This is a genomic window from Rufibacter tibetensis (genome assembly GCF_001310085.1).
GTDB lineage: Bacteria > Bacteroidota > Bacteroidia > Cytophagales > Hymenobacteraceae > Nibribacter > Nibribacter tibetensis.
In genome coordinates this window covers 1,972,660-1,993,023 of sequence record NZ_CP012643.1, presented here as the reverse complement: position 1 = coordinate 1,993,023, position 20,364 = coordinate 1,972,660, and the positions used below count along the sequence as shown (strand labels likewise).

The following is a 20,364-nucleotide window of genomic DNA, read 5'->3' as shown; positions in this document are numbered from 1 at the left end:
AAACAGATGCGTAGGAAGTTTTTTATTTACATGGCCGTGGTGGTCGGCCTGGTGCTGGTGTTCTACACGTACATGGGTGGCTTTGCGGAGGTGAAGGTGTCACAAGCCGTGTCTACCCCGTTGTTTGTGGCCGGGAAGTACTTTGAAGGTTCCACCGAGGCCGAAGAGCTAGGCCAGATTTACCAGCAGGCCGGAAAAGCCGTGGAGCAGAAACAATTGACCGGAGATTTCGCGGGCATTTTCTACAACAACCCCAGTAAAGACAATAAAACGGTGAAAGCATTCATTGGGGTAGCCATACAAGACACCACGGTGGCCTTGCCTACTGGGTTTACCATCCGGGCTGTGCCAGCCGGCCAGCCCGTGCTCAAAGGAGAATTAGAGGCTAATATCCTCATCGCGCCCCGAAGAATTTACAGCACCCTGTTTGACTACGCAGAGGAGAACAACCTTACCCTGCGGGAGTTCTATGTAGAACGTTTCCCGGAAGACAAACCAGCCGTGGTAGAAGTAGGGTTGGTAAAGAAGTAAATTCGTTTCTAAGCCGGTTTCTGAAAAGAAGCCTGAAAGACCAGAAGCAGCGGCTACGGGGAGACATTTCCGCAACCGCTGCTCTTTTCGTTTGATTCAAAGAAGTGGAAGGTGTTCTAATAAAGGCCAAGTTTTCAGGATTACCTGGTCTGACCATTTGAGCTGCTTCTGCGGAGGAGGACTTTGTTAGAGGGGTGTGCCATGGACTTCTGCGGAAGCGCATATTCTACCTTTACCAGTTGGTGCAGTTCATTCCCCCGGCCTCTGATCTCAAAGTCTACCACGGCAGGTGTTTGGTCCCAATGAAACCGCATGACAGCGAAGTTAAGCTTGTCGTGCATCTGGCCTACCCGGTGACGGTTGGGTTCGTTTACCAAGCCGCCCATCCAGGAATGGGTAAGGCCGCTGGTCGTGAAATCATAGATAGGGTAAGGCACACCCGGCCATGAAATTTTAGATAGCTCAGCAAAGTGCCGGTCTCCAGACAGCAGGATAACATTGGCGGCTTTGGTTTTCGCAATCAAGTTAAATAGCCTTTCCCGTGATTTAGGAAAGTTGCCCCAGCGCTCAAAGCCGTGGTCATTAGGGATGATTTGCAGGCCACTGCCAATGAGGTGAAACTGCGCTTTGCTGTTCTTTAGCTGGCGTTCCAGCCATTGCCATTGGGTTTCACCCAGAATGTCTCCTTTTAGGTTAGGCTGGTACGTTGGTTCTTTTCCCTTCAAAGAGTCACGGTGATAGCGCACATCTAGCAGCAGAACTTTTACCTGCTGCCCCGGCGGACCATACGTATGGGCACTGTAGACGCCCCGTTGCTTTCTTCTGGGGCTCTTAAGGGGCTCGCCCATGAAATCCCAGAATAGTTGTGCGCTTTGATTCTTGAATTTGTACTCTTTCCCGGCGTTGTTTCGGCCATAGTCATGGTCGTCCCAAATACCAATGATAGGAACATTCTCCACCAACTCCTTATATTCTGGCTGTTGCTGCTGTTTTTCGTATTTCGCCCTTAAAACCTGCATGTCATCTGTATCGCCGTAGATGTTATCGCCCAGCCAGATCCAAAGCTGCGGATGGTTTTTGAGCACTTCGCGCCATAGCGGCTGTTCCCGTTCCTGTGAGTTGCAGGAGCCTAAGGCAATAATTGAAAGAGGAGTTTGCATGCTTGCCTGTGGCAGAGTTTCCAAGCCCTTGTCTGTGTCTGCCGAGGTGCAGGAGAAGAAGAAAAGCAGCAGGAGAAGGGGCCAGGTTCTTAGGTGGAGCATAGCCTTGGGTACGGTAGGAGAGTGGCGCAGGATGCACTTGGCTTGTTAAGAAAAGATAACCTATAACTAAGTAAAATGGATTATTGCTGATGCCAGACTGCCAATTATGTGTGCTGTTGACTTCTTGCGTAACGTAAATTGAAGTTAGGGCAAAAAAGAAGGACCAGCTTTCTACGGCTGGTCCTTTCGTTTATGCGTGGCTTGCGCCTGATCTATTATATATCATCCCCATATAGGGGTACAGTTTATTGGCTGCGGGTGTTCATGATCCTGAACGCCTCGGCGCGGGTAATTTCTTTCTCCAGCAACAGAATGTCTTTTGCGTTTATGATCAATAACTGAAATTGGTTTTTCAGGTCATGATAATAAATCAACATGGTTATGTCTTCATAACCACGTTTAAAGATCTTTCTGGCCTTTGTCCTTATGTTATACAGTTCCAATTTTATGTGCCTCAGTTTATCCATCACAACCCCTACCTCCCTCTTTCTAAGGAGTTTGTAGAGTACTTATACTACAAATTAGATGGTCTTGTTACAGTATCATATATAGAAGTGAATTGTATTTTAAGGGTAAATTTTGCTTGTGGTATTTCTGAAGGTGATTTAAAATGTAATACTTACAAGATGGCGAACAGGTGGCCGGGTGTTTTGCTTCAAAGTGCTCATGCGGTGGTTTATACCGTGAAAGGAACAGGGGTGGCCAATTATTTGTGAATTGGAATAAGCTCTTGGTTAGTAGTAAGAGTAATCTTAGTGTAAGGAGGGAGCAAAGGAAAGCTTACCTTGAAAGAGGGGAAAGGTTTTGCCGGAGGGAAGGCAGGATAAGCCCAGGCGCTGTGTCCCGTAAAAGATACACGGTGCCTGGGTTGAATGAAGAAGATGTCTTAGTTATCTGAGAACGTATAACCACAGAAGTTATAGATCTCAGCCAGTGGAGCTACTGGCGGCAAGGTCTCTTGCAGCACCAGGGGGGGGTTGTGGGTTGATACAAAACCCCAACGGTTACGGTTGCAGTAGTGCAACTCTTCTGGCAAGTCCAGTTTACGATGTTGTTCCATGATGTAGTACCTCCTGTTAATAAGATTGAAATAACGGGCTTTACCCCTACTTAACGTGTTACTTTTTGAGACGTAATTCTTATAACTAAATCAAAAGCGTACGTTCGTATTTAATTCACGCCTTAGGTACTGGAAACTTGAATGAAAATAAAGTTAAGGAAGACTGTCTGCGGTAATCAGGTGCTTGATGGTACCCTGCAAGCAGTCTCACATGAGTGTTTGGCCTAACTGTCTGTAGACCCTGGGGTTAATCATCACTTTATATGGTGAGCGGCCTGCTGCCGGTCATAAAGCGCCCAAAACGCCACAATAGTACTCATGCTGTTTTTGCATAGTACTGGCCCTAGCCTTATTTGGTTTCCAGCTTTACCAAAATTTAGGTAACAATGGGCCAGCCGACCGCCGTCCATCACTCCCGTACATGAGTAGCTGTGTTTCAAGCTTAAATTGCCAAAACTGTGCCAAAAACAGGACTTAGATATGCTTGGTTAAATCCCTGATTCTGCTGCGCAAATGGTCTAGATTAGTTTGCTGTTGCTTCTGCTTTTCAATTTCTTCCAGCTGGTGCAGAAGCGCCTGCATCTCGGCCAAATATGCGCTACGATCTTTCTTCAGCCCCGCCGGCGGATTATGTTCTCCTTCCTTTTCTTCACATTTAAACACGTTTCCTTCCCCGTAAATAACCCAACGGGAATTCAGGTCTGGCAATTGCTTAAGCAGGGTGACCAGGTCATCCATGCAGTATTCTTCTCCCTGCAAAATACAGCCCACTACATCAGGGGGCGTTTTAGTAAGTACGCTGAGCTGGTATACATCCAACTCCTTTATGCGCATGTAGAAGTTAAGTCTGGCGCTGGTCTGCTGAAGGTTAATAGCCATAAGGTCAATGTTTTAGAAGTACGAGTAAACGGTGTCTCCGGATCTCAGTACAAAAGATAATGCCGTACGAGGAGCGGTTTCAATCTTTTTTCTCATACGCAATATTCAGAGTTAGTGTTAAAGGCCAGTCTCCTGTAACTATGGCTTGGTGAAGGAACTCAAACAGGGAGCCCTGAGTTGCTATATTAGCAGGTACAATTATCTATAAGGCGAATAGTGCCTGACCTACAGTAACCTTTTCTCCTATGTACTTTGATTTGCTTTGGCAGTCTTTCCGTGATTACGCGTGGTACCTGGGGGCCGAGTTGTTGCACCCTCACTGGGGAAACTATGTCTACTGGCTTTTAGGCCTTTCTATTGCGGTTTATCTGCTGGAACTGGCTTTACCTTGGCGCGCAAACCAGGCCAGAATAAGACAGGACTTTTGGCTTGACGGATTTTACCTCTTCTTCAATTTCTTTCTCTTCTCATTAATTGGGTTTTACGCCATTTCAAATGTGGCGGTACATGCGTTCAAGGACGTGCTGGCTTGGATAGGAGTAAAAAACTTGGTGGCCATTGAGATCCATACCTGGCCGGTATGGGCGCAGCTCCTGACGCTGTTTGTTTTGCGTGATTTTATTCATTGGAACGTACACCGGCTTTTGCACCGGGTACCCTGGCTTTGGGAGTTTCATAAAGTGCACCACTCTGTACACCAGATGGGTTTTGCGGCGCATATGCGGTTCCATTGGATGGAGAACGTGGTGTACCGTACGCTGGAATATGTGCCGCTGGCCATGATCGGGTTTGGCCTGCAGGACTTTTTTCTGGTGCACATTGTGGCGCTCAGCATTGGGCACCTGAACCATGCCAACGTGCGCCTGCCCTTAGGCCCATTGAAGTATGTATTCAACAACCCCCAGATGCACATATGGCATCACGCCAAGCAGCTGCCGCAAAAACACGGAGCCAACTATGGCATAAGCCTTAGTATTTGGGATTACCTGTTTGGAACAGCTTACGTGCCACAAGATGGGAGAGACATTGAGTTGGGTTTTGAGGAAAGTGAAGCCTTCCCCCGGAAGTGGCACCAGCAGATGGTACACGGTCTGTGGCGGCCCGCCGGTAAGAGGCCTTTGCAGGACCGAACCCTTGTAATACAATCCTCTACGGCAGAGCAGCCGTTAACCTAACTTAAAAATCGTATTTATACATGCAGTGTACTAGTGCGGTATTTTGATAGGACGTAATTAAGTTGTAAGAGGATAGATATTGTTTGGTATATTTGTGCCATAGACCCCTAGAGGCTTTCTCTAATCCATTCTATAAGATAAGATTTGTATGACAACCCAATTTGATCCATTGGATTTAATTATGTTGGTAGATGATGATGATACTACCAATTTTGTAAACAAGCGTTTATTGACCAAGTTGGGGGTAGCCAAAGAAATTTTGGTGAAGAAGAATGGAGCTGAGGCCTTAGAGTACCTGCAGAAGTCGAACCAAGACGGAGTTACTTATCCAGATCTTATTTTCCTGGACATCAAAATGCCCGTGATGGATGGATTTAGCTTTCTGGATGAATACCATGCCTTAAACCTGTCACAAGACGGGAGCATGATTATTCTGATGCTGACCTCCTCTGCCAGTTTCTATGATCTGGAAAGACTGAAAGGCTATACTTCCGTGAAGAAGCACTTCTCTAAAGCTCTAACAGAAAGTGACATAAAGGAGATTATGGCCGATTATTACCAAAAGCACTAAAATCTACCTTTTCTTATAACACAAAAGGCGCAGTTTGTTACTGCGCCTTTTGTGTTATAAGGTGGAGTGCACCAGTTGGTTTGTTAGCTCTAGTAGTGATTACTTCTCCAGCGGCCAGGTGAAATGCATGGCCGTTCCCCTGCCATCTGAGTGAACCCAGACGCGGCCGCCTTTTTCTTCCATGATCTTCCGGACAATGGCTAAGCCAATGCCCGTACTATCTGGGTGGTTCACATCACTGGTCGTTTCAAATAATTCAAATACTTTTTCCTGGTCCTGAGCCGGAATACCCGGGCCATTGTCTTCCACTACAAATTCCCAGTGCCCGTTCTGCTGGAAAGCGGTCACCCAGATTTTGCCGTTCGGTAAATCATGATACTTTACAGCATTGCTTAGCAGGTTGCTGAAGATTTGCTGCAAGTATATTTCTTCAGCAACCAGCACGGGGAGGTTATCTGAAATGTGAATTTCAAAGCCATTGGGCACAGTCAAAGCAGAGGCAATAGTGGTCACCAGGTCGCCTACAGAAATCAGTTTCTTTTGAACCTGTTGCCGGCCGGTTAACGAATACGCCAGTACATCAGTAATCAAGTGCTCCATGCGCTTAACCTGTAGCAAGACCATAGGCATTACCCCTACCGCATCATCTTTGCTCCCTTCTTCCAGATAATCTGTAACTGCCTCTGATAACCCAATCAGGTTTTGCAGCGGAGCTTTCAAGTCATGGGTGATGGTGTGGGCAAATTCATCCAGAGTCTTGTTTACCCTTTCTAACTGCTTGTTTTTGGTGTCACGCTCCTGCAACAGGGCATTGATTTCATGGTTAGAGGTTTGCAGTTCCTGGTTCAGGTGCTGGATTTCCTGCAGTTGAAATTCTGCCTCAATGGTGCGGACCCGTAATTGCTCCATCAGCTCAATCAGCTGCATGTTCTGCCGCTTTATCTCCGCGTAAGGCGAGATCTCAGACTCATTGTTGAAGTAATCGGCCCAGCCCTGGATGATGGCTTTGTTGATGGGCGGGTGGTTGGCCGGGATGCGTTTCTGCAGCCGTACGCGGGTACCCTTTTCAAAGTCACTGTCCAGGAAGAAATAGTCTACCAACTTGCGGGAGCTGTAGATGCCCTGGCCTTTGCCGCCGGAGGGCGTATACTTCCGATCCAGAATATCATGCACGTTAGGAATCCCCCGGCCTCTGTCTGTGACTAGCGCCTCCAGCAGCAGAATCCCACGGGTTTCCAACATGTTAAACCGAATAATTCCTTCTCCCACGTGCTCCAGCACGTTACGGCAGATCTCAGAGACAGCTGTAGCGAACTTGGTTTGGGAAGCAACCGGTAACCCAGAGAATTCTGAAAGCTGCATCGTCCGTTTATAGGCCAGTACAACATCCAACTCGTTTTGCAGCTTTATGGTGGTAATATGTAGGTCCATGGGTTATTCAGTGGCGCGTACCACTACCACTAAGGTATCATCGGTGGTACGGGTATTGTCCTTGTAGAGTACTGCCGCTATCAACGTAGGATCATGCCTCGTCAGTTCCGGGTACTTTCCTAAATCCCACCGGCTTTTCAGCCCATCTGAGTGCAGGATCATGGTATTTCCCCGTTCCCAGGTAAGGTGCTGGTCATTGATGGTAGTAGGGACACTCATACCCAGTGTACCATTATAAGAAAGCAGGCTTTTGGGTTTGTCTGGCATGATGAGGCGCCCTGCAATGTTCCCGATCCCGCAGAAAAGCAAAGTGCCGGCTTCTGCATTCCAATGGGCAATTGCACCCACGGCTCCCCGGGTTCTTTTGATCGCGGCATGGACGCCCCGTAACATCTCAGAAGGCGTTTGCTTGGGTTGCTGCCGAAAGGCTTGTAGGGCAGTAGTGGCCGCTTCGTGGGCATATTCCCCGTGGCCTAAGCCGTCCAGCACCATGAGGTAAGCGCCCTGGTGTGACAGGCGTAATCCCCAGCCATCACCGCTTACCTTTTCGCCGGGTTTAGGAACCAGTACTGCCCCCATCTGGAACCGCTGTTCGCTTCTGGCCGCTGATTTGGGTGCTTTGCCTTTCCGGTAGATGCGGCAGAGAATGGCCGTGCCTAAACCGCGCTGTGAATAGATATCAAAGAAGTCAGATTGCCGTTTTATGGCGCCTAAGCCCTGGCCCATGCTCCCGAAGGTAGAGACGCCGTCCTCCATCATGCGCTGCGGATCGCTCATGCCGGGGCCGTTGTCCAGGCAGATCAGCTCTATGCCGCAGGTTTCCCCGTTTTCCAGGCAGATAGGCTTTACTAGCAGCTCACCGCCCTTTGACTGGGCGTGCTTCACCAAATTGGTGGCCATCTCTGTGACGACAATGCTCACCCTGCCTACTTCAGCCTCAGAGAAACCAGAGGCTTCAGCTATCTTGCCAATGTCGCGCCGAACAATGTTTTGAAAGGTGCGGTCTGCAAGAGGGAAGTAGTGATGTTCAGCAAAATTAAAGTCCATTTTTCCACCGGATAATTGTGACCGTGGTGCCCTTGCCAATTTCGCTCTTAATGTCAAATTCATTGACGAGGCGTTTGGCTCCTGGCAACCCCAGTCCTAAGCTTTTTCCGGTAGAATAACCGTCTTTCATGGCTAATGTTACGTCTTTGATGCCTGGCCCCTCATCTTTGAAAACAAGCCGGACTCCTGGAATGCTGTTTCGGCTGACAATCTCTAACTGCGTAATGCCGCCGCCGCCGTAACGCAGCATGTTTCTCACTAATTCACTGGCCGCCGTGATGAGCTTGGTTTGGTTGACCAGGCTCATCCCAATTTTGGTGGCTAATTCTTTTATTCGGTTCCGGAACAGAACTACGTCCTGTTCTTTCTGTATGGGAAGCTTCTCTTTAGATAAAACTATCATAGAGGCCTTCCTCATCCTGTTCTAGTTGGCCAATTTTGTTGCGCAATAGCTCCATGCCCTGTTCTACATCTAACGCGGTGTGTACGCCTGAGAGCGTAAGGCCTAGTTCTACCAGGGTAATGGCAACCGCTGGCTGCATTCCCACTACTACCGTGGCGGCATCCATGATCTTAGACATAGACGCAATATTGCCCAGAATGCGACCCATGAAAGAGTCCACAATGCTTACGGCAGAAATGTCAATCAATACTCCTTTGGCTTCAGTCTTGCTCACCATGTTGATGAGGTCGTTCTCCAGGGTAAGGGCCAGCCGGTCATACAAATCCACTTGGATAGTTACCAGCAGGAAGGGGCCCATTTTTAAAATAGGAATTCTTTCCATGGCAGCGTTTACTTAAAACCCGAAGTTCTGTTTAGACCCTAACTGGGCGTTTGGCGCCGCTTTTGTCACCTGGATGTTCAGCATAGAGAAAGACATCTTCAGGGCACTGGCCAGGGAGGCTTTGGTGTAGATGTTGGTGAGGTCAATGCCTAAGTGCACAATGGTCTGGGCAATTTCAGCTCTGATTCCACTGATGATACACTCGGCTCCCATCAGTCTGGCGGCACTCACGGTTTTAATTAAATGCTGGGCTACCAGCGAGTCAACGGTAGGTACACCTGAGATATCCAGAATGGCAATGCGGCTACCGGTAGCTACAATCTCTTCCAGCAAAGCTTCCATTACCACCTGGGTACGGGCGCTGTCTAAAGTCCCGATGATGGGTAAAGCCAGAATGCCTTCCCACACGCGTATCACCGGCGTGGAGATTTCACTCATTTCATTGGTCTGGCGCAGGATCACCTCTTCACGGCCTTTGATATACGTTTCTGTGGTTAGCAGGCTCAGGCTATCCATGATCTTGTTCATGGAGATGATCTCTTTGTAAAGAGTAGCTGGCTCTTCTCTGAATCGCTCTTCCAGCGTGTGGCTCAGAACCTCTTTCAGGCTCAGAATATAAGAACTGGTTTCGCGGGGCGAGAAGCCTTGGCGTGCCCGGGAAATAGAAATCTCGTTTAAGATATCGTGGATGGGTTCATACCCAGCCGAATCTGTATCATCTGCCTGTGGAGAGGCAAAGGCTTTTAACAGGGAGTTTAAAAATTCTTCTGATTGCTGCTGCAATTCTGCCACGCTCATGAGGTCGTCCCGAAGGGCGGCGTCCTTGGTCTGGTTGCCCATCCAGGTTTCCATGATTTGCTTTTTCTTTCCTTTCAGGGCAGCGGCGCTTTCTTTGTTCATAAAGGGACTTGTCAGTTAAGAAGACAGTGTAACAGTTTATGCCTCCTTTTCAGATAAAAGCCCAGAAACAATGGGCGTGAGGCATTTCGGTAAAAGTAAGAAATAAAGCGTCTTAAACGGTTCCATTGAAGATTTAGTTTTCTGCATGCCCTTTCCTGCCTAACCATAAAATAAATAATCCCTGCCGTAGAGAACGGCGGGGATTATCTATGAGAATCAATCTTAACCAAGTACTACTCCTGTTTTAAGGCTGTTTTATGTAAAAGGCCCGTAAAACGAATAATTGATAATACCTTCTATTCTGTTTTCAAAGCCCGTACCGGATTAGAGAACGCCGCTCGCAGAGCTTGCACGCTCACGGTAGTCAAAGCAATCAACAAGGTCAGCGCGCCGGCGGCCAGAAATACCCAGGACCCAATGTTAATGCGGTAGGTAAAATCCTGCAGCCACTTGTCCATGAAGTAGTAAGAAATAGGCCCGGCGATGACAAAGGCGATCAGCACTAGTTTCACGAAGTCAATGGAGAACAAGCCCACAATGCTGGCCGAGGAAGCTCCCAGCACCTTGCGCACGCCCACTTCTTTGGTGCGTTGCGCCACCATGAACGATACCAATCCGTAAAGCCCCAGGCAGCCGATCAAGATGGCAATCACAGAGAAGACTTTGAACAGGTGCGCCTGCCGTTGTTCCTCTTCATAAAACCGGGCGATGGAGTCGTCGAAAAATTCATAGTGGAAGACATCGTCTGGGTAGGCAGTTTGGTAGACATTCTGCAGATGCGCCAGTGCCTCTTTTGCATCCTTCTGCTCTAGTTTTACATTAAGGAACATGTAAATATCACTGAAGGTGGACATCACTACCGGCGGAATCTCGTCCCGTAAAGAGGCCAGGTGAAAGTCTTTTACCACTCCCACAATTTTGCCTTTAGATTGTCCTCCGTTCACCATCAGGTCTTTGCCAACAGCAGCGTGTGGGTTGGTTTCGCCTACTTGTCTCAGGAAGGTTTCATTGACCAAAAACTCGCGCATGGTGTCGCTCTTCTCGTACATGCGGCCTGCCAACAACGGGATGTTGAATGTTTTCAGGTAATGCTCATCTGCCATTTTCATGTTCACGCTGAAGTTGCGTTCCACAGAAAAGTCATCATATTTGAAAGAGGTGTTCATGTCAATGTTGGCCGATGGTGGGGCAATGGCGAAAGAGGTTGCCTTGATAGCAGGATGTGCTTCTAGTTGAGGCCGGAGCGCCATTAAGTCTTGGGCTTTGCCCGAAGGGAGGGAAATGTTCACAATTGCCTCCTTATCAAACCCCAGCGAAGCTGATCGGAAGTACTTCATCTGGTTGTGCACAATGATGGTACAGATGATGAGTACCTGGCAAATGGTGAACTGCAACACCACCAAGGTTCGGCGCAATGATAAGCCGGCCACCTTTGCCGTAGCAGTCTTACTTTTAAGCGCAGAAATGGGTTGGAAACCAGAGATGACCAGCGCTGGATAAAACCCCGCGAAGAAGGTAACCGCTACTAGTACCGCCACGAGGAAAAGCATCATCTGAGGGTCCTGTACAATGGAAAACGTGATTTGTAGTTCCAGCAACTTGTTTAACTGCGGTAACAGCAACTCGGCAAACACCACTGACAGCGAAAGGGCAGTAAGGGTGATTAAACCGGTTTCAAACAGGAACTGCGTCATGAGTTGGGGTTTACTGGCACCCAGTACTTTGCGCATACCCACCTCTTTGGCCCTGCGCAAGGCTTGTGCCGTGGCCAGGTTCACAAAATTGATGGAGGCAATCAGCACCAGAAACATTCCAATAAGCCCTAGTGCCCAAAGCGTGATTTTGCTGACAGTGCGGTTACTGAAGTTTCCGTAGCGTTCATCAAAATGCATTTGGGTGAGTGGCTGGAACGTGTACCGCTCTTTCTCGCCTGGGGAATGAGGACGGTACTTAGCGGTTACTTCATTCAAGCGGTCTTCGGCTTGTTTTAGGTTTGCGCCTGGAGGGAGGGCAAAGTACACCTGCTGATTGCTGAAGGTGCTATTCCAGGAATCGTTGACGAAGGTGCTGATCTTTTTGGAGGACTCATAGTCAATGAGCATCTGGTAAGGCAAGTCTGTGTTGGCAGGCGCATCCGGAATTACTCCGGTTACCTTCAGATTCACTTTGTTGTTCATGCGCACCACTCTCCCTACCGGGTTCTCGCCCGGGAAGTATTTGTCTGCAATGGTTTGGGTTAGCAGGACTGTGTTGACGTCTTTGAGGGCCTGCTTGCCATCAATGCCGTTGGTAGAATAGTCAAACAAGTCAAAGAAGGCAGGCTCCACAAACAGCACGTTCTTTTCTTCCCTGAACTTCTTGGGCGGCTCCTGATCATTTGTGGGCAACACCATGAACGTACCCCCTTCTTCATTGAATAAGTGCGTAGCGGGGCTTAATTCTGGCAAAGAAGCTTTGAGTGTAGCCAGCATAGGAAACGGGGTACCTGCCGAGTGCCCGGGGCCGTTTGCTGATACATTGTCCACATTGATGCGGTAGATACGGTCTGCCTTGCTATGGAACCTGTCATAGCTGAGCTCGTGCCGGATAACCAGAAAGAGTAGCAGGCTGCACGTAATACCTAGCGCCAGGCCTACAATGTTGAGCGAAGTGTAGCCAAAGTTGCGTTTGAGCGTGCGTACCGCAACTAAAAGGTAATTTTTGAACATGACAACCAGCGTTACAGGATGGCGAGCTCTTTCACGTTTTCAGAGATGATTTGACCGTCAAACAAGTTTACAATGCGGTGGGCGTAGTCAGCATCGGTGGGGGAGTGAGTTACCATCACAATGGTAGTGCCTTGCTCGTTTAAGGCGCTCAGCAGCTGCATCACTTCCTGACCGTGGGCTGAGTCCAGGTTACCGGTAGGCTCATCCGCGAGAAGCAGCTTTGGTTTGGAAACTACCGCACGGGCAATGGCCACCCGCTGCTGCTGTCCACCCGACAACTGCTGCGGGAAGTGGTTGCGACGGTGGGCAATCTGCATTTGCTCCAGTACCTGCTCCACGCGCTGTTTGCGTTCTGCGTTGCCTACTTTGAGGTAAATCAACGGCAGTTCCACGTTTTCGTACACCGTCAGTTCATCAATCAAATTGAAGCTCTGGAACACGAAGCCTAAATGCTCTTTGCGCAGGTTCGCCCGCTGCCGCTCACTGAATTTAGAAATTTCTGTATCTAAGAAATAGAACTCGCCGCTACTGGGATTGTCCAGCAACCCGATGATGTTCAGCAACGTGGATTTGCCACAGCCAGACGGCCCCATAATGGCCACAAACTCGCCTTGGCGCACGTTAAGGTTCACATTCACTAGAGCAGTGGTTTCCACCTCATCGGTGGTATATTTCTTCTGAAGATTGACAGTCTTTATCATATCCTTTTGGTTGTTTATGGCTGGTTGTTAATTGTTTGATTACTCTACAGGTCAGTCCCCCTTCGAAGGGAGTAGGGGGATGATTTCTCTTGCTGATCTGGCACTCCCGAGAATCATCTTTTATCTTCTACTTATGTCGCTTTCTGGTTTTTCCATCTCCTTGGTCATCCCCCTACCCCTTCAAAGGGGGACGGAGTGCGTGCTCAACTCTGAACTCAAGACTCAGAACTACTTCAGCTCTAGCTTGTCTTTGTCGTTGAAGGCGTCATAGGAAGAGACAATCACCTGTTCGCCGGGTTTCAGGCCTTCCAAGACTTCGTAGTACTCTGGGTTTTGACGACCTAGCCTGATGCTGCGCTTGGTGGCTACTTTGCCGGTTTCATCCAGCACATAGGCCCAGGCGCCGCCTGTGCTTTGGTAGAACCCGCCCCGGGGCAGTAACACCGCTGGGGCCGGATCAGACAATTGTAATCTGATCTGAAGGGTCTGTCCGCGGCGGATGCCTTCCGGGACCTTGCCAATGAACTTCATGTCTACCGGGAAGCGGCCATTGGTTACTTCTGAGTACACCAGGGCAATCTCCAGCGGGTAGGTCTGGCCGTTGTAGGTGAAAGAAGCTTGTTGTCCGGCGAAGACCCGGCTTACATAATGCTGGTCCAACTCGGCCTTTACTTTAAAGCCGCTCAAGTCATCTATCTGGCCAATCACCTGACCCGATTGCACTGGCGTACCCAGTTCCACCTGGATAGAGGAAAGTTGACCAGAGATAGGGGCTTTGATGTACAGGTTCTTGAGGTTGTCTTCCATCATCTGCAGGTTGCGGCTGGTGCGGGAAATGGTGGCCTCTAACTGGGCAATCTGCTGCCGGGCGTTGTTCTCCTCAAATTTCTGTGACTCCAATTCAATCACCCGCTCGGCTTTCAGGCGGTCATACTCTCTTTTGAAGGCAAAGAATTCCTGCTGAGACACGGCTTTGGCTTCAAATAATGAAATGTTGCGTTCGTAAATGTCTTTGGCGGCATCTACCTGGGCGTTTAAGGTAGCCAAACGGCGTCTCAGGTTAAATTTATTCTGTTGCAGGCTAAGTTTGGAGTTCTGGAGGTTGTTGATGAGGTCGTTCATGAGCGTTTCCTGGTTCATGAAGTCCAAAACCAGCCGGTTGTTGGTGAGTTTCAGAATGGGGTCGCCTTGTTTGACCGGTTTACCGCCTTCCAGGTATTTCTCTTCTACGGTACCGCCTTCCACCGCCGGAATCAGGATGGTTTTAATGGGATGCACCGTGCCGTCTACCGGAATAAACTCCTGAAAAGAACCCTGGCTCACAGTGGCCATGGTAATCTTCTGGCTTTCCACGTTCAGTTTAGAACTGTTATCGGCGAAACCAATGAAGTAGGTCACCAACCCTATGAGGAGGACGGCAGCGGCATATCCGGCAATCTTCTTTGGTGTCCAGCGCTTCTTTTCAATGATACGGTCCATGGGAAAAACTACTAAGTTGACTTATCTCTGCCAATAGCTGTGCCACTTTTATAAATACCTGTTTATCAGATGCAAAGCAATTGTTCTGTTTCTAAAGTGTGCGCCAGCGGACACTTTTTGTTCATGCCCGAACATCCTCACTTCATCTCCGTGCAGCCTTTTCCTGTTTTATAAAACTACTCTGTAACCAGCGCGGCACCACCAAGGTCATTTATTTCTGGTAGTGTCTGCGCTTTTATTTTGCAGGTTTAATCAGCTTTTTGGATAAGTAGAAAGGGAAAGAAAAAATATTATGAAACTTTTACGCGCGTATATATGTATGTACATTAAATGTATATACATTTGTAGCATCAGCTCAGTAAGAGAACTAAAAGTTAAACTAAACAAAAAAGTAAAGCTATGGCAACTATCAAATGGGCAGTAGACCCAATGCACAGTGAAGTTCAGTTCAAAGTAAAACACTTAATGATCACTACGGTGACTGGTTACTTCCAGCGTTTCCACGTGGAAGCCGAAACCGCTGATGAGGAATTCACCAGTGCCAACAACGTAGTGTTCACCGCCGATGTGGACTCTATCAACACGAACAACGAGCAGCGCGACACCCACTTGAAATCTGCTGATTTCTTTGATGCCTCCAGCCACGGAGAAATCCGTTTCACAGGTTCTAACTACGAGAGCGTAGGAGGTGACCAATACAAACTGCACGGCGACTTAACCATCAAAGGCATTACCAAGCCAGTGACGGTGAATGTAGAGTTCGGCGGAATTGTGGTTGACCCTTATGGCCAGACCAAAGCAGGTTTCACGGTAACCGGTAAAATCAGCCGCAAAGAGTTTGGTTTGACCTGGAACGCGGTAACTGAAGCTGGTAGCGTAGTGGTAAGCGACGAGATCAAGTTGCAAGCCGAGATACAGTTGGTAAAGCAAGTCTAAGGCCTTGCTCACCTTGTTTTAAGCATCGTTTTGAAAACCAAGGAGTAAAGCAAATTTGCTGGGCTCTTTTTCTATTAATACCCGTACAATCTCAAAAACAAAAAGCATGCAACTAGAGAGATATTCTCCCGCACAAAGAGGCCTGAAAGATATAGGTTGGCTTAAAAGCAATTTCCTCTTCAGCTTTTCTGGCTACTACAATCCGGTAAGGGCAGGCTTTGGGTTGCTGCGGGTATTCAACGATGATTATGTGGACCCGGAAAACGGCTTCGGCATTCATCCGCACGCCAACATGGAGATCATCTCGGTGATGCTCTCCGGTTCTATGAGCCACATTGACTCTTTGGGCTACAAAGAAACGGTGCACAAAGACTGGGTGCAGATTATGAGTGCCGGCAGCGGCATGCGACACGAAGAGCACAACGTGGGCCAGGACGAGGTCAACTTCCTGCAGATATGGATTGAGCCCAAGCTGCAGAACATCACGCCCCGGTACCAACGCCGCTCTTTCCCCGAAGATAAACGGGTAAACCAGCTGACCACTATTGTGAGCAACGAGGAAGGGCAGAGCCACTGTTGGATAAACCAGAACGCGAAACTCTCTCTGGGGTACTTTGAGAAAGGCCAGCCGCTTACGTATTCTTTTAACCCCCTAAACAAAGGCCTCTTCGTCTTCAACATCAACGGTTCATTTGAAGTAAATGACCAACCGTTGACTGACCGTGAAGCGCTGGGCCTTTGGGACACAAATCAGCTTCAATTTAGTTTCCAAACCGATAGCAGATTCCTCCTCATTGAGGTGCCTGTCAACCACTAATCACGCATCATGGAAAATAGAATATTAGGCCTGCATCACATCACGGCCATCGCAGGGTCGGCTAAAAAGAACGTACACTTCTATACTAAAGTCCTGGGGCTGCGCCTGCTCAAGAAAACCGTCAACTTTGACGACCCCGGCACTTACCACCTGTACTACGGTGATGAGCGCGGCAGTGCGGGTACCATCTTAACCTTCTTCCCCTATGAAGGCGCCCGCCGCGGCAGCGCCGGCACCGGCATGGTCACCAACATTGGGTACTCTGTGCCTGAAGGCAGCTTTGATTTCTGGATCGATCGGTTTGAGAAGCACAACGTCATCTACAACAAGCCCTCTGAGAAATTCGGCGAGCAGTACCTGACCTTCCTGGACCCAGATGGTCTGAAACTGGAACTGGTCATCCCTAAAAACCAGGACAACCGGGTCGCCTGGGAAACAAACGAAGTGAACGCCAGCGTGGCCACCAAAGGCTTCCACAGCGTGACCTTGACCCTGCGCGACATCAAAGGCACGGCAGCTGTTTTGACCGATGTGTTTGGCTACACCTTACTGGAGAAAAGCGGCAATCGCTACCGCTACATCACCGATGCCGTGGAGCACGCCGCTATCATTGACCTAGTAGAGTTGCCGAACGAAGCACGGGGCATCGGCGGGGCCGGTACCAACCACCACATCGCGTTCCGGGTGAAAGACGAGGATACCCTCATGCAGTTCCAGCAGAAAGTTATGCGCGCCGGCCTAGGTCTACAAATCACAAATAAGATTGACCGCAACTACTTCTACTCACTGTATTTCCGGGAGCCGGGTGGGGTGCTGTTTGAGATTGCCACTGATAATCCGGGCTTCGGGATTGATGAGCCTTGGGATAAACTAGGTTCCAGCTTGTTGCTGCCTCCGCAGTACGAACCGCGCCGCGCCGATATTGAGGCTGTTTTGCCAAAACTGGACTAAAAACTGGAAAGCCGCTTCAGGTCAATTTTTAAGCAGCTTTTCAGGCCTGTTTTCTTAAAACCAGACCAGAAATGGAAGTATTTAAGATAACCCGCGTGTACGTGGATGCCCACGGGGAAAGCCATTTTGAAGAGATTGCCAAGCCCCTGCGTTCTGTGGGGGAGATTGGCTTTCTGTCAGAACCGGAGGAGGTGGAAAGCATCATCTTCCGGAAGGTTTTGCCCACCTATGACTATGACTTCCACACGGCCCCAGCCCGGCAGTTCATCGTGCTCCTGGACGGCGAGATTGAGATTGAAACCTCATTGGGCAAGAAACGCCAGTTCAAAGCCAGTGACATTCTGCTGGTAGAAGACACCACCGGCAAAGGCCACCGCACCAAAAATCTGATTCCCGCGGTTAGGAGTTCCATTTTTATTACCTTGAAAGCGAAGGCGGAAGAGTAGTTCTGGGAGAAGGCGTTTACTGTTGATTTCTAAAAAACACACCATGAAACTAGTAGTAGTATCTGGGAGTGCCCGTCCGCAGCGGCAGTCCCACCAGGTGGCGTTGGAAGTAGGGAGAAGACTGGAAGAAAAAGGGCACACCATCCATTTGCTGGACGTGCGGGCGTTGAACTTCCCTTTGCTGGAAAATACCTTTGACAAAACCGCTGAACCTTCTGAACAGATGAAGGAAACCAGCGCCGCCATTGCCCAGAGCGATGGGTTGATCCTGGTTTCACTGGAATACAACGGAAGCTACTCCGGCGCCCTGAAAAACACCCTGGACTACTTCTACAAAGAGTACTATCATAAGCCCTTCGGTATTGTGGCTGTATCGGCGGGCATGTTGGGTGGCATCAACGCAGCCAAAAGCCTGCAGCACTACGCCCTCACCTTGAACGGGATTGTACTGCCCAATTCCCTCATCACGCCCAAAGTACAAACCTTATTTCAGGACGGACAATTAATAGATGCCGCTTACGCAAGCCGGCTAGATAAATTCCTGGACGATTTTCTATGGTTAGGTAAAGCCATTCAGGCCACCCACGTGTTACACTAAACGCTATGTATACCCACAAAAAACAAGTTATCTCGCACGGCAAGCCTTTGTCTGAAACCGGCAAGGCCCTGATCATGATCCATGGGCGGGGAGCCTCCGCAGAAAGCATCTTGTCTTTAGCAGATCATCTGCCGGTAGACGACTTTTCTCTGTTCGCACCGCAGGCCACCAATCATAGTTGGTACCCGTACAGTTTTATGGCGCCTACGGAGCAAAACCAACCTGCATTGGATTCTGCCTTGGAGCAGATCCATGACCTGGTGAAAACCATTGCCGGGGAGGGCATCAGCAGCCAAAACATTTACCTGCTGGGTTTCTCTCAAGGCGCTTGCCTTGCATCAGAATACGCGGCTAGAAACGCGCAGCAATTTGGCGGGTTGTTCCTGTTCACCGGCGGGTTGATTGGTCCGCAACTGGACACGGGCAACTACAAAGGAGACTTCCAGAAAACCCCGGTCCTGATCACCACGGGTGACCCAGACCCGCACGTGCCGGTGAGCCGGGTAGAGGAAACTGTCAAGGTTTTGGAAGGAATAAATGCCGTGGTCACGAAGAAGCTCTACAAAGGCAGGCCTCATACTATTCTGCAGGAGGAAATAACACTGGCCATGCAGATTCTCTCCGGCAAGGAAAGAGACTAACCTATTTCACAGGCTTTTTCAGAAGATCGTCATGGAACCAGAAATCATCAATAACCCGGCTGCCCACAAGTTTGAAACTACAGTAGAAGGGAAGACCGCTTTTATCCAGTTCAAGTTAAGAGGTGATGTGATGACAGTGCTGCACACCATTGTGCCCGAAGAACTGGAAGGCCGTGGCTTGGCAGCGGCCATGTCTACCCACGTGCTAAAGTACCTGGAGGCCGAAAAGATGCAGTTGGTTCCGCTGTGCCCGTACATGTTAGCGTTTTTAAAGAAGCACCCAGCGTATCAACACTTAGTAAAAAATAAGTTAGTTTAGGGAAGCAAAGCAACGGCTAACGCATGTACCCCTAAACCGGCAAAAAGTATGTCCTTCCAGATTGATTTCAAAGGCGAAAAAGTGATTCAGGCTACGGAGCAGCAAACCATTCTGGACGCGGCTTTGGCGGCAGGTATTCCGCATTACCATGCCTGCGGCGGAAAAGGTGAGTGTACTACCTGCCGGGTGCTGGTACTGGAAGGCAAGGAGCAATTGTCTGAGTTAACCAGCTATGAAAGAAGCATCATAGCTGCCCTGGGCCTGCCAGATAACATGCGGCTCGCCTGCCAATCTAAGGTAAGAGGCGATGGGGTGAAGGTGCACCGGCTGATCAAGGATGATACAGACCATTACATCTTCACGAACGGTGACGAAGAAGGGATCACTGAAGTGATGGGCGTACGCCGTAAACTAGCCTTGTTCTTCATTGACATCCGCAATTTCACTCCTTTTATAGAATCTCATTTGCCTTTTGATGTCATTCATATTATGCGCCGCATTTTCACGCTCCTGCGCAACGCCATAGAGCAGTATGAGGGCCGAATCATTGACACTGCCGGAGACGGTTTGTATGCTGTTTTCGGGTTAGAGGCCAGAATCAGAAGTGCGGCAGAATCTGCGGTGCTGGCCGGGCTTAAAATCCTGGAAGACGTAAAAATCTTCAACAATACCTACATGCGCCCTTACTTCAGCCACTCCTTTGAGGTAGGCATTGGCGTGCACGTAGGCAAGGTGATTTACGGGAACGTAGGCATTGGTCTGAACAATAACCTCACCGTGATGGGCTACCCCGTAAACATTGCGGCCCGCCTGCAAGCCGCCACCAAGGAAGTCAACAACAGTTTCGTGATTTCTGAACAGGCCTATGCCCTGCTCAGGAACCCGCCTTATGCTGCCGGTTCGGCCCATCTGAACCTGAAAGGGGTAACCAGAGCCTTTGAGGTGAAGCTTATCGGCAAGCCCTACCAGCATGCTCACGTGCCCGTGCCGGAGAAAGTGTAAAAAGGCTTCTTCAATCTTCCGCTTTAAGCCTGTTTTCTAGAAAGTAGGGGTAATTCTTTGTTTCCCTCATTGTTAAAAGTGTTCACCAGCGGACACTTTTTTGTTCAACGGTGAACACCAACATT

General features: G+C 49.1%; 23 protein-coding genes. 11 read left to right on the top strand and 12 right to left on the bottom strand.

What is annotated here, in order from left to right; translation table 11 throughout:
- Positions 1-6 precede the first annotated feature (6 nt).
- The gene (locus tag DC20_RS07865; protein WP_157593093.1) at positions 7-531 is read left to right on the top strand and encodes a hypothetical protein; all 525 of its coding nucleotides are present in this window, start codon (positions 7-9) and stop codon (positions 529-531) included.
- Between the two features lie 140 nt (positions 532-671).
- On the opposite strand, the gene DC20_RS07860 is transcribed toward DC20_RS07865, so the two are convergent.
- The 4 genes from DC20_RS07860 to DC20_RS07850 form a co-directional block, all read right to left on the bottom strand.
- Positions 672-1,793, bottom strand: coding sequence for an alkaline phosphatase D family protein (locus tag DC20_RS07860; RefSeq protein ID WP_071885405.1), 1,122 nt, complete (start codon positions 1,791-1,793; stop codon positions 672-674).
- A 245-nt stretch (positions 1,794-2,038) separates the two neighbouring features.
- Positions 2,039-2,170 carry a hypothetical protein gene (locus DC20_RS23560; RefSeq protein WP_262506345.1) on the bottom strand — a complete coding sequence of 44 codons (132 nt, stop codon included), beginning with the start codon at positions 2,168-2,170 and terminating at the stop codon, positions 2,039-2,041.
- 509 nt (positions 2,171-2,679) lie between these two features.
- On the bottom strand, positions 2,680-2,853 hold the full coding sequence (locus DC20_RS22835) for a hypothetical protein (protein WP_157593092.1): 174 nt from the start codon (positions 2,851-2,853) through the stop codon (positions 2,680-2,682).
- Between the two features lie 474 nt (positions 2,854-3,327).
- Positions 3,328-3,732 carry a hypothetical protein gene (locus DC20_RS07850; protein WP_062543319.1) on the bottom strand — a complete coding sequence of 135 codons (405 nt, stop codon included), beginning with the start codon at positions 3,730-3,732 and terminating at the stop codon, positions 3,328-3,330.
- Positions 3,733-3,977: 245 nt separating this feature from the next.
- On the opposite strand from DC20_RS07850, the gene DC20_RS07845 reads away from it, so the two are divergent.
- Together DC20_RS07845 and DC20_RS07840 are read left to right on the top strand one after the other, a co-directional pair.
- The gene (locus tag DC20_RS07845; protein ID WP_062543318.1) at positions 3,978-4,907 is read left to right on the top strand and encodes a sterol desaturase family protein; all 930 of its coding nucleotides are present in this window, start codon (positions 3,978-3,980) and stop codon (positions 4,905-4,907) included.
- A 148-nt stretch (positions 4,908-5,055) separates the two neighbouring features.
- Entirely contained in the window at positions 5,056-5,478 is a 423-nt protein-coding gene (locus DC20_RS07840) for a response regulator (protein WP_062543317.1), read from the top strand.
- A gap of 99 nt (positions 5,479-5,577) precedes the next feature.
- Here the strand turns inward: DC20_RS07840 and DC20_RS07835 are convergent, their stop codons facing one another.
- From DC20_RS07835 to DC20_RS07800, 8 genes are all read right to left on the bottom strand, one after another.
- Positions 5,578-6,909: a sensor histidine kinase gene (locus DC20_RS07835; protein WP_062543316.1), complete on the bottom strand. Its 1,332-nt coding sequence runs from the start codon at positions 6,907-6,909 to the stop codon at positions 5,578-5,580.
- Between the two features lie 3 nt (positions 6,910-6,912).
- Entirely contained in the window at positions 6,913-7,956 is a 1,044-nt protein-coding gene (locus DC20_RS07830) for a SpoIIE family protein phosphatase (protein ID WP_062543315.1), read from the bottom strand.
- The gene (locus DC20_RS07825) at positions 7,946-8,359 is read right to left on the bottom strand and encodes an anti-sigma regulatory factor (RefSeq protein ID WP_062543314.1); all 414 of its coding nucleotides are present in this window, start codon (positions 8,357-8,359) and stop codon (positions 7,946-7,948) included. The genes DC20_RS07830 and DC20_RS07825 overlap by 11 nt, the downstream gene beginning before the upstream one ends.
- Positions 8,343-8,741 carry an STAS domain-containing protein gene (locus tag DC20_RS07820; RefSeq protein WP_062543313.1) on the bottom strand — a complete coding sequence of 133 codons (399 nt, stop codon included), beginning with the start codon at positions 8,739-8,741 and terminating at the stop codon, positions 8,343-8,345. The genes DC20_RS07825 and DC20_RS07820 overlap by 17 nt, the downstream gene beginning before the upstream one ends.
- A gap of 12 nt (positions 8,742-8,753) precedes the next feature.
- The gene (locus tag DC20_RS07815; RefSeq protein ID WP_062543312.1) at positions 8,754-9,641 is read right to left on the bottom strand and encodes an STAS domain-containing protein; all 888 of its coding nucleotides are present in this window, start codon (positions 9,639-9,641) and stop codon (positions 8,754-8,756) included.
- A gap of 296 nt (positions 9,642-9,937) precedes the next feature.
- On the bottom strand, positions 9,938-12,349 hold the full coding sequence (locus DC20_RS07810) for an ABC transporter permease (protein ID WP_062543311.1): 2,412 nt from the start codon (positions 12,347-12,349) through the stop codon (positions 9,938-9,940).
- Positions 12,350-12,360: 11 nt separating this feature from the next.
- A complete protein-coding gene (locus tag DC20_RS07805; protein WP_062543310.1) occupies positions 12,361-13,050 on the bottom strand; it encodes an ABC transporter ATP-binding protein in 690 nt (229 codons plus the stop codon).
- Between the two features lie 228 nt (positions 13,051-13,278).
- Positions 13,279-14,529, bottom strand: a complete 1,251-nt coding sequence (locus DC20_RS07800; RefSeq protein ID WP_062543309.1) for an efflux RND transporter periplasmic adaptor subunit — start codon at positions 14,527-14,529, stop codon at positions 13,279-13,281.
- Between the two features lie 399 nt (positions 14,530-14,928).
- On the opposite strand from DC20_RS07800, the gene DC20_RS07795 reads away from it, so the two are divergent.
- The 8 genes from DC20_RS07795 to DC20_RS07760 all read left to right on the top strand — a co-directional run bounded on the left by DC20_RS07795 (position 14,929) and on the right by DC20_RS07760 (position 20,239).
- Positions 14,929-15,465 carry a YceI family protein gene (locus DC20_RS07795; RefSeq protein ID WP_062543308.1) on the top strand — a complete coding sequence of 179 codons (537 nt, stop codon included), beginning with the start codon at positions 14,929-14,931 and terminating at the stop codon, positions 15,463-15,465.
- A gap of 106 nt (positions 15,466-15,571) precedes the next feature.
- Entirely contained in the window at positions 15,572-16,282 is a 711-nt protein-coding gene (locus tag DC20_RS07790; RefSeq protein ID WP_062545867.1) for a pirin family protein, read from the top strand.
- Between the two features lie 9 nt (positions 16,283-16,291).
- Positions 16,292-17,233 (top strand): ring-cleaving dioxygenase, encoded by a 942-nt coding sequence (locus tag DC20_RS07785; protein WP_062543307.1) that lies wholly within the window; start codon positions 16,292-16,294, stop codon positions 17,231-17,233.
- 71 nt (positions 17,234-17,304) lie between these two features.
- The gene (locus DC20_RS07780) at positions 17,305-17,679 is read left to right on the top strand and encodes a cupin domain-containing protein (protein WP_062543306.1); all 375 of its coding nucleotides are present in this window, start codon (positions 17,305-17,307) and stop codon (positions 17,677-17,679) included.
- A 43-nt stretch (positions 17,680-17,722) separates the two neighbouring features.
- Positions 17,723-18,277: an NADPH-dependent FMN reductase gene (locus DC20_RS07775; RefSeq protein WP_071885572.1), complete on the top strand. Its 555-nt coding sequence runs from the start codon at positions 17,723-17,725 to the stop codon at positions 18,275-18,277.
- Between the two features lie 5 nt (positions 18,278-18,282).
- Positions 18,283-18,918 (top strand): alpha/beta hydrolase, encoded by a 636-nt coding sequence (locus DC20_RS07770; protein WP_062543304.1) that lies wholly within the window; start codon positions 18,283-18,285, stop codon positions 18,916-18,918.
- A gap of 31 nt (positions 18,919-18,949) precedes the next feature.
- Positions 18,950-19,237: a GNAT family N-acetyltransferase gene (locus DC20_RS07765; protein ID WP_062543303.1), complete on the top strand. Its 288-nt coding sequence runs from the start codon at positions 18,950-18,952 to the stop codon at positions 19,235-19,237.
- 48 nt (positions 19,238-19,285) lie between these two features.
- A complete protein-coding gene (locus tag DC20_RS07760) occupies positions 19,286-20,239 on the top strand; it encodes an adenylate/guanylate cyclase domain-containing protein (protein ID WP_062543302.1) in 954 nt (317 codons plus the stop codon).
- The last annotated feature ends 125 nt before the right edge of the window (positions 20,240-20,364 follow it).